Source organism: Sphingopyxis granuli (assembly GCF_001559015.1).
GTDB classification, from domain to species: Bacteria; Pseudomonadota; Alphaproteobacteria; order Sphingomonadales; family Sphingomonadaceae; genus Sphingopyxis; species Sphingopyxis granuli.
The window spans coordinates 4,666,340-4,679,853 of sequence record NZ_CP012199.1 but is presented as its reverse complement, the minus strand read 5'-3'; the positions used below and the strand labels follow the sequence as shown (position 1 = coordinate 4,679,853).

At 63.5% G+C, this 13,514-nt stretch carries 14 protein-coding genes; 6 read left to right on the top strand and 8 right to left on the bottom strand.

The genetic code is table 11. The features are described from left to right. From SGRAN_RS21380 to SGRAN_RS21355, 6 genes are all read left to right on the top strand, one after another. The gene (locus SGRAN_RS21380; RefSeq protein WP_067186748.1) at positions 1-663 is read left to right on the top strand and encodes a hypothetical protein; all 663 of its coding nucleotides are present in this window, start codon (positions 1-3) and stop codon (positions 661-663) included. Next, entirely contained in the window at positions 660-1,556 is an 897-nt protein-coding gene (locus SGRAN_RS21375; RefSeq protein WP_067186747.1) for an abortive infection family protein, read from the top strand. Before SGRAN_RS21380 ends, SGRAN_RS21375 begins: the two co-directional genes overlap by 4 nt. Before the next feature lie 198 nt (positions 1,557-1,754). Next, a complete protein-coding gene (locus tag SGRAN_RS22015) occupies positions 1,755-2,294 on the top strand; it encodes a MucR family transcriptional regulator (protein WP_082737404.1) in 540 nt (179 codons plus the stop codon). Positions 2,295-2,433: 139 nt separating this feature from the next. Then, on the top strand, positions 2,434-3,420 hold the full coding sequence (locus tag SGRAN_RS21370; RefSeq protein ID WP_067186745.1) for a hypothetical protein: 987 nt from the start codon (positions 2,434-2,436) through the stop codon (positions 3,418-3,420). Between the two features lie 490 nt (positions 3,421-3,910). After that, on the top strand, positions 3,911-4,963 hold the full coding sequence (locus SGRAN_RS22010; protein ID WP_172709690.1) for a LysR family transcriptional regulator: 1,053 nt from the start codon (positions 3,911-3,913) through the stop codon (positions 4,961-4,963). Beyond that, the gene (locus SGRAN_RS21355; RefSeq protein ID WP_067186739.1) at positions 4,950-5,252 is read left to right on the top strand and encodes a hypothetical protein; all 303 of its coding nucleotides are present in this window, start codon (positions 4,950-4,952) and stop codon (positions 5,250-5,252) included. The genes SGRAN_RS22010 and SGRAN_RS21355 overlap by 14 nt, the downstream gene beginning before the upstream one ends. Before the next feature lie 61 nt (positions 5,253-5,313). Here SGRAN_RS21355 and SGRAN_RS21350 read toward each other — a convergent pair whose 3' ends face one another. From SGRAN_RS21350 to trbE, 8 genes are read right to left on the bottom strand one after another with little or no spacing between them, the layout of a single operon-like run. After that, on the bottom strand, positions 5,314-5,535 hold the full coding sequence (locus SGRAN_RS21350) for a DUF2274 domain-containing protein (RefSeq protein WP_067186737.1): 222 nt from the start codon (positions 5,533-5,535) through the stop codon (positions 5,314-5,316). Next, positions 5,532-6,824, bottom strand: coding sequence for a TrbI/VirB10 family protein (locus tag SGRAN_RS21345; protein ID WP_067186735.1), 1,293 nt, complete (start codon positions 6,822-6,824; stop codon positions 5,532-5,534). The genes SGRAN_RS21350 and SGRAN_RS21345 overlap by 4 nt, the downstream gene beginning before the upstream one ends. Continuing rightward, positions 6,821-7,849 (bottom strand): P-type conjugative transfer protein TrbG, encoded by a 1,029-nt coding sequence (trbG, locus tag SGRAN_RS21340; RefSeq protein WP_067186733.1) that lies wholly within the window; start codon positions 7,847-7,849, stop codon positions 6,821-6,823. The genes SGRAN_RS21345 and trbG overlap by 4 nt, the downstream gene beginning before the upstream one ends. Next, on the bottom strand, positions 7,846-8,529 hold the full coding sequence (trbF, locus tag SGRAN_RS21335) for a conjugal transfer protein TrbF (protein ID WP_067186731.1): 684 nt from the start codon (positions 8,527-8,529) through the stop codon (positions 7,846-7,848). Before trbF ends, trbG begins: the two co-directional genes overlap by 4 nt. Positions 8,530-8,535: 6 nt before the next feature. Then, a complete protein-coding gene (gene trbL / locus SGRAN_RS21330) occupies positions 8,536-9,915 on the bottom strand; it encodes a P-type conjugative transfer protein TrbL (protein WP_067186730.1) in 1,380 nt (459 codons plus the stop codon). A 1-nt stretch (position 9,916) separates the two neighbouring features. After that, positions 9,917-10,309 carry a putative entry exclusion protein TrbK-alt gene (gene trbK-alt, locus SGRAN_RS21325; protein WP_082737402.1) on the bottom strand — a complete coding sequence of 131 codons (393 nt, stop codon included), beginning with the start codon at positions 10,307-10,309 and terminating at the stop codon, positions 9,917-9,919. A gap of 40 nt (positions 10,310-10,349) precedes the next feature. Then, entirely contained in the window at positions 10,350-11,072 is a 723-nt protein-coding gene (trbJ, locus tag SGRAN_RS21320) for a P-type conjugative transfer protein TrbJ (protein ID WP_067186728.1), read from the bottom strand. Beyond that, positions 11,069-13,504, bottom strand: coding sequence for a conjugal transfer protein TrbE (gene trbE / locus SGRAN_RS21315; protein ID WP_067186726.1), 2,436 nt, complete (start codon positions 13,502-13,504; stop codon positions 11,069-11,071). The genes trbJ and trbE overlap by 4 nt, the downstream gene beginning before the upstream one ends. Positions 13,505-13,514: the final 10 nt, after the last annotated feature.

Below are 13,514 nucleotides of genomic sequence, written 5' to 3'. Positions count from 1 at the left end.
TTGCCCTTCTCTCAGGACGAGCTTCACGAACTGCCCACCGTCATCTCTGCGCCCCGCTTTGCCACCTACTTGCAGGCCATGGGCAATGACCGAGAGAAGGCTCTCGCACTCTATGAGTGGAATCTGGACCTTTCGTCGGCCCTGATCGTCCCGCTTCAGGTGTGCGAAGTGGCGGTTCGTAATGGAATCGCCGAAGCGATCGAGCACGTCCACGGCGCGAACTGGCCGTGGAACAATGGCTTTATCCGAAGCTTGCCGCGTCCGAAAAGCAAGTTCCGATATAACCCGGCGAATGATCTTCAATCTTGCGCAGCCTCCTTGCCCACGACCGGAAAAATCATAGCCGAACTCAAATTCGCGTTCTGGGAAAACATCTTCACGGTCGGCCAGGACAGCCGCATCTGGAATGCGCACTTCCGCACCTGCTTTCCCGGCGCGCCGCAAGGTCAGCCGACCCCGCAATGCCGGGCCACGGCCTATGCAGACCTCCAGATCATTCGGCGCTTGCGGAACCGGATCGCGCATCACGAGCCCATCTTCATGCGCAACATCGCCGACGACTATCAGCGGATTCATGACATGATCGCGTGGCGCAGCCAGGTGGCTGCTGCGTGGATGGACCGAAAGCAGGCGGTCCTCGCTCTGCTCGCGGTGAAGCCATGACCGGCAAATTCTCCCCATTTGTCATCAAGGCGCTGGTCGACACGATTACGGGCGGCTCCGGAAACGACAACACGCCGTCGATCGGCATCTATCGCTCAGGCCCAAAAATCGAGCAGTTCTTTCTTGATTGCGGCCTCGATATGCGCATCGGCTCAACTTCGCGCGTGCCGGCCACGACGGATTTTCTACGTCAAACTGCCAATCATTATGACGGTAATGGGGATACCTATTTCACACGGATCATCGAGAAGGTGTGCGATCCCCGCGAATATCTGGCGGAACCCGACAAGGCCACCGCTGTCCGCGAGCATCTCAACAAGGCGCTGGCGCCAGATGGCTTCTCCGTCGTCGTCGTTGGCGGGAAAGCCCTTCTGACTGAACGGCAAGGGTCTGGCGGAATAGTCGAGCCTTTCATCAAGAAGGTGGCGACGCTGGATTTTGATACCGTCCAGATGGAGATCGCCCGCGCCCTCCCGAACCTGGAAAGCGACCCGGAAGACGCGGTGACAGCAGCTTGCTCGCTGATCGAAGCGGTGTGCCGATCGATCCTTGTCGAACTCAAGGTACCGCTGCCGCCAAAGAAGGACATTGATGGGCTGATCCGCGCCGTTCAGGGACCACTGGGTCTGTCGCCGGGTCGGTCGGATCTTCCACCTGAGATAGAAGCCGACATCCGCCAAACGCTGAGCGGCCTCACCTCCGTTGCCAAGGGTATTGGCGCATTGCGGACCCACGGTGGGGATGCGCATGGGCGCGAGAAGGGCTTCCGGCGCATCGACGCTCGGATTGCACGTCTCGCGGTCAATGCAGCGAGTACGCTGGCGCTGTTTCTGATCGAAACCTGGGAACGCCAGGAGCATCGCACCCTACCTCAACATGCCGAGGCATCCTGACGCCCTTAGTTCATCTGAGATAAGGGCAAACTAGAGTTATCACGCGGTCATTATAGAACTGCTTTGGGTTCCATTGTCCATCAGGCGACGGCAACGGAGGCCCGCAGCGTGCCCATCTGACTAGCATTCGCGCGGGGTCTTGTTATCAAGAGTAAGCTAAGTCGATGATCTAGGCTCGCCCTTTCCGAAGGAAGAAATTTGTCTGAAATAAAGCCCGATGGCGGCCATGCTCTTCTGACGCTGACGACCGAAATCGTCGCTGCCCACGTCATGAACAACAGTGTCGGCATCAATGATCTTCCGGGTCTGATCGGCTCGGTTCATGCCGCTTTGGTCGGTCTTGGCTCGCCCGCTGAACAGGCGGTCGAACTCAAGCCTGCTGTCCCAGTGAAATCGTCAATCAAACCCGACTACATCGTGTGTCTTGAAGACGGCGTGAAACTGAAGATGCTGAAGCGTCATTTGATGACGCATCACGGCCTGACACCCAAGGCGTACCTCGCCCGTTGGAATTTGCCTGCGAACTATCCGATGGTGTCGCCCAATTATTCGGCGACGCGCAGCACGCTGGCTGTTTCCATTGGACTTGGTCGGAAGAAGGCAAGCGACAGTCCGGTCGAAACGGCAGTTTCCTCACCCACGGCCCGATTGAAGGCGCCAAGAGCCGCCCCGGCAAATAAGCCTGCGTCTCGATCGCCTGGCCGCAGAAAACTAGGGATATTCACGAAGGACGACTGATGATCGCCTCAGGGTAGCTCTGCGACGGGTGGGCAGCGAAACCGGCGGCGGCACGACATCGGGTAACATACCGATCCAGGAGGGGCGATGACTGGTCAGTCGCAGTGACGCAGCGTTCTACCGCTATTGGGGGGCCTAAATGACGAACGACTCGCTCTACAAACGGCTGCGCCGATTCGGCACGCTAACCGAATCCCCGAACGACATTCCCGATGCGGTTTTTGCATTACCGTCGACGATCCACTGGATACGCGCGCTTGCGATCCTCGTCGACGATCGCGCCGTCGCCTTCCAGTCCGCCCGGATATTTTACGGAAAAGTCCAAAAGCGGGAGATGGACGATCGCACGCTCAACACCGTGTGCGAACAATTGCTTTTCGCCTTTCACCAGCTCGCCGCTCTTCGCGCACTTAGCGCCGTCTCCTCGAAAGCTGACGTGGCGCGTATGGCCATCATTACCTGGTATTATGGTATTTATGGTGCGGCTTCGGCCATGGTCGCGGCCGCAGACGGTTCATTCCAGAACAACCACACCGCTACTGCCCAGCAGTGGGATGCGCAATTCCCGTCCCGCGGATTGGCCATGGCGCCTTTTGCTGATCGCCTTCCTTCGGTACTGAAGGACGATGTAGCGAATGGTCTTGTCCCAGTGCGCGCCCGCGGCAAGCATCCCCTTACGAACATGCCCCAAACGCCAGAACAGGCTTGGGGTTGTATCGCTGAATATCTATCGGGCACTGCAAAGTGGGAGCAATGGAACTGCCAGGAGCGGATTAAGGCGGAAGCGGCATTCAAGGATCTTGGTGTCGACAATTTCCGGTCCGGGCCTGCCAAAGCCATGCGTGATGCTGCCTATCGACGGCGGAGCATCGCCTTCCTTCAGCAGGCATCCCGCTACCGAGGCAAGGCCAACTATCGCGACGCCATCTTTCTGGCATATGGTAAGACTGTCGCCCCACGGCTCGAAGGCCTCGTCGATGACCTGCCGGTTGTACTTGAAGGCTTCACGGCGATGGCGGCGGGCTATTGCTCGCTGCGAATTGGGAAGGCCAATTGGGGGCCTTTCCTTCAGGATCTCGACGAAAATCGTTCGCTCTCTATGTCTCCTGTAGCACTTTGGTCATAGTGGATGGATGGGCTCTGCCCACAATGCATTCACAATAAGGTGCTTCGCGCGCGACTGGTCGAGATACGACCGCATGTCAGCGAGGGGCGATGTGACAATCATCCCTCTCGTAAGGGCATACCCATTGAGAATGTCGCCGAGAGGCGCAAATCCGCGATCCCGAGGTCAAGCGGCTCTGCGACGAGACCATCAAATCGCAGCGCCAGGAGATCGATGAAATGAAGGGCATTCTCACCCGCATCTAGCCGGGCACGTTGCCGCACGAACGGTATTGCGTGAGCGCTCACACTCCCTTGGAAGCTTCATCGTGAGGGATGCACACGCGCTGTGCGTATAGCCATTGTGCAGGGAAGACGGAGAAAATGATGAAGCCTTTTGTTCTTCAGATTGTCGCCCTCGCGCTGCCTCGGACGCTCTCGCTCGGGCAAGGCTAAGATACCGGCAGTTGATACCCAGGTTATGACTGGAAATGGCCGACAGGCGCATAACATTGGCGGATGAGGAAAATCTTTTCTTCGCCAGCCGGCTGTTGTCCCGTGGGATAGATCTGGTTTCGGTCGTCCAGGCGCTTGTCGTGGCGGAGTATCTCAGCTTCAGCGCGGCGGCGAGCGCGCTCGGGGTTCGGCAATCGGGTGTCAGCAAGCGCATCAGGTTGCTGGAAGAAAACCTTGGAGTAACCTTGTTTGAGCGTGGTCCGCGTGGCGTGCGCACGACACTCGCCGGCGAGTCTTTTCTCACGCAGGCCCGGTGTGTGATGCTCCAATTTGATAGTGCAATTGCTTCTGCGCGTCAGGCTGGACGGGGCGAACAGGGAACTTTGCGCATAGGCGTGTTCACGTCATTGGCTGGCGGCTTTCTGCGCGATCTGGTCCTTGAGTTCCGAAACGATCATCCGCTGGTGCACATCGATGTTCGCGAGGGTGATCGCCGCGTGCATATCAGCGAGGTTCGCCGCCATTCTCTCGATGTGGTGATAGCGACCGGGAATGCTGAGGTGATCGGTTGCGACACCGCTGAGCTTTGGCAGGAACGAGTGCATGTCGCGTTGCCGCAGGATCATCCGCTTGCTGAACGTTTGGAGCTGCATTGGTCGGACATCCGCGATGAACAGTTCATGGTTTCGGAATACCCTCCTGGGCCGGAAATCCACGACTATGTCGTGAGGCGCATTGCTGATTACAGCCATTATCCGGTGATCGAGCGACGCGGTGTTCAGCAGGAAATGCTGATGAGCATGGTCGGCATGGGATTTGGGATCAGCCTAGTGTCAGAGGGGTGGGTAGCACTTGGCATTCCGGGCGTGGTGATGCGGCCGCTCGTCGAAGAGGCGGATATCGTGCCGTTCAGCGCGATCTGGTCGCCCGACAACGACAATCCCGTTCTACGCCGTTTTATCAGCGCCGCGCATGTCATGGCAGGGCGCGCGCGGCGCGGAACGTCGGATTGGGCAGGCATCAACGTATCCGATCCGCAGGAAGCCGATGAGCAGTTCGCGCCGCACGACAACAATCACTCGGAAAGGAGCAGGCATGACACAAGGTAAGACAGTCACCATCGTGCTAGTCGCACTGATCGTCGGGTTGGGAGCAGGCTTCGTTCTCCGCCCGATCATCCTGCCCGCAGGGCAGGCGGCTGCCGGAGTATCTGCCCCCATCCCGGCCATGACCGAGCCTCGGGGCACGCAATATTTCAGGGCGCAACTCGATGAAGCCCGCGACATTGTCGAGAAATGCCAGACTGGCGCGGTGCGCGGCGAAGAGTGCGCCACTGCCGAGACTGCTATTGTGGAGGCCGAAGGCAAGGAACGCTTCGGGAAATTCATGGGCAATTGAACATGTACTTTTCGTCGGTCAGTCTCCGCGTATGGCCGTTTGGAGAGCGGGCTGAATGGCCTTAACGCTGCGCCCGCCGCACCTTCGCAAAGCCCCGATCCGTGGCGATGAAGCGTTCCAGAATCGGCACGATCAGCCGCTTCGGATCGGCTGTGGGCTGGCCGTTCTCCCTAGCCAGCGCGTCGGCATAGGCGACAAGATCGCGATGCAGGGCGCCGGGCAGATCTATCGTCACCTTTACCGGCTTGTCTTCTGTGATTGGACCCAGTTTGAGTTTCGTCATCGTGCAGTTCTCCATGGAGAGATCACAATGTCGCGCGATACCAGCACCCGGACCGGATAGCCGGGACGGATGGTCAGCGTGGGCTGGATGTTGAGCTGGCGGCGGACGATCTCCTGCCCGGCCTGGTTGAACGTATTCTGCCCGCCGTCGCGGATGGCGCGGGCGATATCGTTATCGGAGTCCGAGCCCATCTCGGCGCCGATACTGAGCAGGGTCGAGAGCGCGGCTGCGCGGGCGATGCCGCCCCAATGTTGGTTGACCCGGTCTTCAAGGCCCGCATAACCCGCCGCGTCGCCGGCCGGTTGCCGGTCGAGGATGATCGAGCGGCCATCGGGCAGGATTAACCGGCTCCAGGCGAGCAGCACGCGGCGCTGGCCGTAAGCGACCTGGCTGTCATAGTCGCCGATCAGCCGCGAGCCTTGCGGGATCAGCAGAATGCGCCCAGTCGGGCTGTCATAGACATTCTGCGTTACCTGAGCCGTGACCTGTCCAGGCAGGTCGGAACTGATGCCGGTGATGAGGGCGGCGGCGATGACGTTGCCCGCCTGAACGACATGGGGCGAGACCGGATCGGTCAATTGCCCCGCGTTGAGCGTTCGGCTCTCTGACCCCCGTCCAACGAACTCCTGTTTGGATCGCTGCATGTTGGGACCGTCGGGCGGTTCAGGAGCTGGCGGTGCCGCAGCGGCATTGAGCGCGGCAAAGTCGAGGCCGGCAAGCGGGGATGATGCGGCCGAGCCTTGTCCAACCGGCGCCGTGCCGCTTTGTCCGCCAAGGAACAACCGGCTTGCTATGGCCGCCTCATGTTCTTGAACGGCGCGTTGGCGGGCCTGCTCTTCGGGTGTCGCGCCGGTGTTCGGCTGACCGGCGTCCGCGCCGATCGGCGGCAGCGGCACGGTCTCCCCGCGCTGTTGAGCAGAAACGATCGGCCCCCCGAGGTCGCCGGGCAGCGGTGCCCCCAATTGCGGAACGCCCGGCGGCAGCGCAGCATAATCTCGTGGCCCGCTCGCCACCCGCTCGGTCACGGCGCGATTGTCGGTGTTGTAGAGTTCGGCGGGCGGCTTGGTGTCGCGGCTCTGAAGCGCGAAGGTCAGGGCGCCGCCCACCGCGAGCGCGCCGACCGCGCCGATGCCGGCGATGACTTTGCGCGACAGACGCATCACACGCGGCGTCTCACCGCGCAGGCGGAAGCCGGCAGGATCGGCAGGCGCTGGCGCCGCCGGAGTTGCTGCGGCGGGCGCCGGGTGCTCCTCTCTCTGCCTTCCGGGAGCTTCATCAGACCCGCTCATCGCCGCGCCCCGCCACGCTGATGGCCATCATCGCGGACGATACGCACGGTCTGCTGGGGATGTTTGCCTAGACGCAGTTCGGCGGCGGAGAACAGCCGGTCGACTACAATATAGCGCTCGCGCACCCGGTAGTTGACCAGTTCGCCGCCCCCGTTAGGACCAATCACGAACAGGGGCGGCATCTCGCCCTGGCCGATCCCGGCGGGAAATTCGATGAACACCTGGGCGCTGTCGTCGAAGGCGCGAACCGGACGCCACGGTGCATTGTCGCCTTCGATGCGGTAGCGGAAATTGAGCCGAGCGACATCGACCCCGTTGGCGACCGGCGATGCTGCGGCCGCTGCTGCGTTTGTCCCACGCAACGCGATCAGTCGGTCTTGCGGATAATTCCAGGACACCGACGCCATCCATGTGCGCTCGGTTGCGCGTAGCTCGAGATGATAGGTGCGCCGGTCGGTGTTGATGACGAGGTTGGTGGTGAGGTCGGGCCGTGTCGGCTTGACCAGGATATGCACCCGGCTGCGTTCCCCTGTCCCGCTGACCGTATCGCCGATGATCCAGCGCACGGTGTCACCAGCGGCGACCGGCCCTGGGCCGACGAGTTGCTCGCCTTCCTGAAGGGCGATGTCCGTCACCTGACCAGGGGAGGTATAGACCTGATAGAGAGCGCCTTCGGTCCAGGGATAGAGCTGGATGGCGTTGATGAACCCGTCGCGCACCGGCTGCACACGCGCGGCGGCGTTGGCCTGGCTGACCCGTGCGGAAGGATCGGCCGGCTCAGGCGGACTGCGGCGTTCATCGACCGGCATCAACTGGCCGGGTAACGGCAGCGGTTCGGCGATTGTGACGATCTCGACGGGCGCGGGCGCCTCGGGAGAGAGCGTCGCCGCGATGGCGGGCGCATCATCATAGCTGATCGCGGGCGGCTTGGCCGATGTGGTAGCGCAGCCTGCCAGCGTGGATGCGGAGATCAGCAAAGCCGGAACTACGGATTTACGGAAATACGTGCCTAGGATGGTGTTCATTGGCCCAGCTCCTTCGACCAGTTGATGGCCGTGACGAACACGCCCAGCGGATTCTTGCGCAGCCGCTCGGGATCGCGCGGCGGCTGAATGGCGATGGTGAGAATGGCCGACCAGCGCTCCGTGCCGGCGAGCTGACCGTCCTGATAGCGGCGCTCGGTCCAGGCGATGCGAAAGCTGTCGGGAGAGGCGCGGATCACGCTGGAGACGTCGATCGCGACCTGGACCCGTCCGACATTGGCGAACGGATCGTTGGTGCGGGCATAGTCGTTGAGCGCCAGCGCGCCGCGATCTGTGGTGAAGTCATAGGCGCGCAGCCAGTTCTGGCGGACGATGACCGGATCGGCGGGCACGCTCCTGACCTGCTCGATGAAACGCGCGAGGTGGAAGGCGATCTGCGGGTCGGTCGGACGATAGCCCGCTTCAGCGGGCGCAACGGTCTGGGCTTCGCCGAGTTTGTCGACCTCGACCACCCAGGGGACGATGGTGCCGCGCGCACCCTGAATGACCAGTCCAATGGCGAGACCGCCCGACAACGCCAGGGTTGCGAAGAAGGCGAGCCGCCAGTTCCGGGCCTGGACGCGGGCCGAACCGATGCGATCGTCCCAGGCCTGGCCGGCGCGCTGATAGGGCGTCTCGGGCTGCGGGGTCTTGCCGTAGCGGGTCGAGGGGCGTTTGAACATTTTGGGTCAGTCCTTCTGGCTGAGATCGACCGAGGCGCCGCCGCCGCCGCGGTCGCCGGAGCGCACGGCATGGGTGACGGACGACACGCCCCGGTTCATCGTTTGTTGGCGCTTCATGGACTGCGCCCAGGCCGGCGGGGCGCTGGCGGTGGCCCCCGTGGGCGCCGTGGAAGCCGCCGTCGGTGCAGCAGTGCCTAAGATGCCGCTGATCTTGCCGCCCGACGCGGTAAACCCGGCGCGCGCGCCTGAGCTGAAGCTGGATTTCATGGAAGCGCCAGCCTTGCCGGCGGCGTTCTTCAAGGGCGACATTGCCGCCTTCATGGCCCCGCCGGCCGCCGTTTGGCCGACAGCGGACAGGCCGCCAGCGACGGCGCTGCCACCGCTTTTCCCCAGCGAGCCGAGGCTGTAGGCGCTGGCCGCCGCGCCTGTCGCATGAGCACCGCCGCGCGCGGCTGCCGCGCCGGCCTTGACGCCGCCGCCGATCGCGGAGGCCGCGCCGCCCATGGCCATGCGCGCGCCCATGCCGCCCGCCATCGCGGCGCCGCCGACCGCGAGCGCGGTCCCGACCGCCGCGCCCGCGCCGAGTTGCGGCGCGCCGGATACCAGGCCGGTGGCGATGCCGGGACCAAAGATGCCGAGACCGAGCAAGGCCAGCGCCGCGAGCGCGACGGACATGGCTTCCTCGGCCGTGGGCGTACCGCTGAATGCGGTCGTGAACTCGGCGAACAGGCCGGTGCCGATGCCGACGATGACGGCCAGCACCAGCACCTTGATGCCCGACGCTACGACATTGCCCAGCACCTTTTCGGCGAGGAAGGCGGTCTTGTTGAACAGGGCGAAGGGCAACAGCACGAAGCCGGCCAGCGTCACCAGTTTGAACTCGATCAGGGTGACGAAGAGCTGGACCGACAGGATGAAGAAGGCGATGAGGATGATCACCCAGGCGACGAGCAGCACCGCAATCTGGATGAAGTTGGCAAAGAAGCTGCGGAATCCCATCAGATCGCCCATGGCGTCCAGCAGCGGTTCGCCGGCGTCGAACCCAGTGGCGGCGACGCTGCCCGGCTTCATGAAATCGGCGAGGCTGATGCTAGCCCCGCTGGCCTTCAGGCCGAGCCCGGCGAAGCTGTCGAACACGATGCCGGCGAGCGCGGAGAAATTGCCGATGACGAAGGCGAAGAAGCCTACATAGAGCACCTTCTTGACTAGGCGGTGCATGACGTCCTCGTCGGCGCCCCAGGCCCAGAACAGGCCGGCCAGCGTGATGTCGATGACAATCAGGGTGGTGGTTAGGAAGGCGATCTCGCCGCCGAGCAGCCCGAACCCGCTGTCGATGTAGCTGTTGAAGGTGTCGAGGAAGCGGTTGATGACGCCGACGTCGTTCATGTCAGCGGCCCGGCTCGGATGCGGAAGCGGCGGCCAGGTCGGCGGCCGTGGCAGGCGTTTGCGTCAAGGAAACCTCGGCGGGATCGCTTGAGGGTTCGCGATCAAGCCCGTCGTCCGGCGCATCCATGGCGGTTCCGGTATCAAACTGTCGGTCGCCGCGGTCGCGACCGAGGAAGCGACGGCGATGATCTTCCCAGGCTGCCTCGCAACCTGCGTCGGGCATGGTCAAGGTGCGGCATCGGTCCAGCTCGGCGCGCAGCGAGTCTGCGCCGATCGTCTCGATGCGCGGCGCGGCCTTCTCCGCCGGTCGGTCATCGACGGCGATGACGATGGCGGTGGCCAGCAATATGCCTGCGGCCAGCGCCACGCCTGCGATCTTCGCGCTGCGGCTCATCCCCAGTCTCCCTTTCCGGCCGATGCCTGGCCGTGTTCGATCAGTTGCCGCTGCGCGTCATGAAGCGGCGGAACTGCTCGCGTCCTTGCGCTTCGGTGGCGGCGTCGCGGGCGGCTTCGAGCGCCTGAGCGCGTCCCTGCGCAGCGACCAATGCCGTGAGGTCCGCGATCTGTTGGGATTGCAGGGCGAGAAGCTGGTTGCCGGCCTGCGCCGCCTGCAACGCTCCGGTCGCCGATTGGCTGGCGCCGACGATGTTCGACATGGCGGTGCGCGCGCCGTCGATATTGCCGACCACGCCAGCCTGGACCTTCAACGCATCCTCGAACCCGGCGACGCTGGTCTCCCAACGCTCCTGCGCGCCGTCGATCAGCGCCCGGTCGGACGCATTGAGGTCGATGTTGCGGTAGCGGGTCGAAAACGCTTGCTCGATCTGCTGGACGTCATAGGCGATGCGCTGCGCCTGCCCGAGAAGCTGCTGGGTCTGACGAACCTGCGCCTGAAGCTGCTGGAGCGAGGAGAATGGCAGGCTGGCGAGGTTTTTCGCTTCGTTGATCAGCGACGACGCCTCGTTCTGGAGCGACTGGATCTGATTGTTGATCTGCTGGAGCGAGCGGGCCGCGGTCAGCACATTCTGGGCGTAGTTGGTGGGATCATAGACGATGCCGCCGAACCCGAACTGCGCGCTGGCGGGCGCCGATATACTGGTGACGGCGATCATGGCGACGCCGGCGATCATCGCGCGGCGCAACTGGAAGCGGGTCATGGCTCATTCTCCTGGTCTGCGGGGGAAAGAAGATCGGCGGCCCAGTCCAGGCCGCGAGCGCGCAGCCAGGCGGCGGCGAAGTCGTCGCGGCCATGTTCGGCGATCAGATCGGCGATGCCCGCCTGATCGGTCTTCGACGAGGCGGCGGTGAAGGCGAGCGCCACATCGCCCAGCCCCAGGTCGAACAGCCGGTTGCCGCGCCGCGACTGGCAATAATAATCGCGCTTGGGGGTGGCCCGGCTGAGGATTTCGATCTGACGATCGTTCAGCCCGAAGCGCCGGTAGATGGCGGTGATCTGTGGTTCGACCGCGCGTTCGTTGGGCAGGAAGATGCGCGTCGGGCAGCTTTCAACGATGGCGGGTGCAATGGTCGAGGTCTCGATGTCGGCGAGGCTCTGGGTAGCGAAGATGACGCTGGCGTTCTTCTTCCGCAGAGTCTTCAGCCATTCCTTGAGCTGCTGGGCGAAGGCAGGACTGTCCAACACCAGCCAGCCCTCGTCGATGATGATGAGGGTCGGCGATCCGTCGAGCCGGCCTTCGATCCGGTGGAACAGATAGGAGAGCACGGCGGGCGCGGCGCCGGTACCGGTCAGCCCTTCGGTCTCGAACGCCTGGACATCGGCGTCGCCCAGATGCTCGGATTCCGCATCGAGCAGCTGGCCGTACGGTCCGCCGACGCAATAGGGACCAAGCGCCTGCTTTAATTGTTGCTGCTGGAGCAGGACGGCGAGCCCCGTCAGGGTGCGTTCGGAAACGGGCGCGCTGGCGAGCGATCCGAGCGCCGACCAGAGATACTCCTTCACCTGGGGATCGACCGTGACGCCTTCGGCGGCCAGGATCGCGGCAAGCCATTCCGACGCCCAGTTGCGTTCGGCGGGGTCGTCGATGCGGGCGAGCGGTTGTAGGAAGACGCTGGCCGCTGCGTCATCATAGAGACTGCTGCCAAGATTCTGCCAGTCGCCGCCCATCGCCAGCGACGCCACCCGGATCGAGCTGCCGAAATCGAAGGCGAACACCTGGCCGGATTGATAGCGGCGGAACTGCATGGCGATCAGCGCGAGCAGCACCGATTTGCCGGCGCCGGTCGGTCCGACGATCAGGGTATGGCCGACGTCGCCGACATGCAGCGAGAAGCGGAACGGCGTCGATCCTTCGGTCTTGGCGAAAAACAGCGGCGGCGCGTCGAAATGTTCATCGCGTTCCGGGCCGGCCCAGACCGCCGACAGCGGGATCATATGCGCCAGGTTCAAGGTGCTGATCGGCGGCTGCCGGACATTGGCGTAGACATGGCCGGGCAAGCTGCCCATCCACGCCTCGATCGCGTTGACGCCCTCGGCGATGCAGGTGAAGTCCCGGCCCTGAATGACCTTCTCGACCAGCCGGAGCTTCTCGGCGGCGATGCCGGGATCGGTATCCCACACCGTCACGGTGGCGGTGACATAGGCCTGGCCGACATCGTCGGCGCCAAGTTCCTGCAACGCAGCGTCGGCGTCGGCCGCCTTGTTCGACGCATCGCTGTCGAGCAGCGTCGAGGCCTCATTGGTCATCACCTCGCGCAGAATCGCGGCGACGCTCTTGCGCTTGGCGAACCATTGTCGCCGGATGCGGGTGAGCAGCTTGGTGGCGTCGGTCTTGTCGAGCATCACTGCGCGGGTCGCCCAGCGATAGGGAAAAGCCAGCCGGTTGAGTTCGTCGAGCAGGCCGGGCCAGGTCATCGACGGAAAGCCGGTGATGGTCAGCGTGCGTAAGTGATGATCGCCCAGGCGCGGTTCGAGACCGCCGGTCAGCGGTTCATCGGCCAGCAGTGCGTCCAGGTGCATCGGGGTTTCGGGCACGCGGACGCGCTGGCGCCGGGTCGAGATCGTCGAGTGTAGATAGGTCAGGGTTTCGCTGTCATCCAGCCAGCGGACCTCGGGCACGAACCCGTCGACCAGTTGCAGCACCCGGTCGGTGCGGTCGGCGAAGCTGCCCACCAGCTCCCAAGGGTCTACGCCCTTTTGGGCGCGGCCCTCGTAAAGCCAGCTTTCGGCGCGTGCGGCGTCTTCGGCGGGGGGCATCCACAGCAGGGTCAGGTAATAACCGCTCTCGTAATGACTGCCCTGTTCCTCGAACTGCGCGCGCCGTTCGCGATCGACGAGCGCGGAGGCAGCGTCGGGAAAATCGCTCTCGGGATAGCCGCCCGCCGGCACGCGCTGCGCCTCGACGAAGATCGCCCAGCCCGAACCCAGCCGGCGCAGGGCATTGTTCAGCCGGGAGGTGACGGCGACCAGCTCGGCGGGCGTCGCCGAATCCAGATCGGGACCACGAAACTTCGCCGTGCGCTGGAAGCTGCCGTCCTTGTTGAGGACGATGCCCTCGGCGACCAGCGCGGCCCAGGGCAGGAAGTCAGCCAGATGGCTGGCGCGGTTGCGATATTCGGAGAGGTTCATCATGGGGAGCGAG

Excerpts from the sequence above, each read along its gene's own strand:
- SGRAN_RS21355 (WP_067186739.1), top strand. The coding sequence starts at position 4,950 with ATGACACAAGGTAAGACAGTCACCATCGTGCTAGTCGCACTGATCGTC.
- trbF (WP_067186731.1), bottom strand. The coding sequence starts at position 8,529 with ATGTTCAAACGCCCCTCGACCCGCTACGGCAAGACCCCGCAGCCCGAG.
- trbG (WP_067186733.1), bottom strand. The coding sequence starts at position 7,849 with ATGAACACCATCCTAGGCACGTATTTCCGTAAATCCGTAGTTCCGGCT.
- SGRAN_RS21375 (WP_067186747.1), top strand. The coding sequence starts at position 660 with ATGACCGGCAAATTCTCCCCATTTGTCATCAAGGCGCTGGTCGACACG.
- trbK-alt (WP_082737402.1), bottom strand. The coding sequence starts at position 10,309 with ATGAGCCGCAGCGCGAAGATCGCAGGCGTGGCGCTGGCCGCAGGCATA.
- trbJ (WP_067186728.1), bottom strand. The coding sequence starts at position 11,072 with ATGACCCGCTTCCAGTTGCGCCGCGCGATGATCGCCGGCGTCGCCATG.
- trbL (WP_067186730.1), bottom strand. The coding sequence starts at position 9,915 with ATGAACGACGTCGGCGTCATCAACCGCTTCCTCGACACCTTCAACAGC.
- SGRAN_RS21345 (WP_067186735.1), bottom strand. The coding sequence starts at position 6,824 with ATGAGCGGGTCTGATGAAGCTCCCGGAAGGCAGAGAGAGGAGCACCCG.
- trbE (WP_067186726.1), bottom strand. The coding sequence starts at position 13,504 with ATGATGAACCTCTCCGAATATCGCAACCGCGCCAGCCATCTGGCTGAC.
- SGRAN_RS21350 (WP_067186737.1), bottom strand. The coding sequence starts at position 5,535 with ATGACGAAACTCAAACTGGGTCCAATCACAGAAGACAAGCCGGTAAAG.
- SGRAN_RS21370 (WP_067186745.1), top strand. The coding sequence starts at position 2,434 with ATGACGAACGACTCGCTCTACAAACGGCTGCGCCGATTCGGCACGCTA.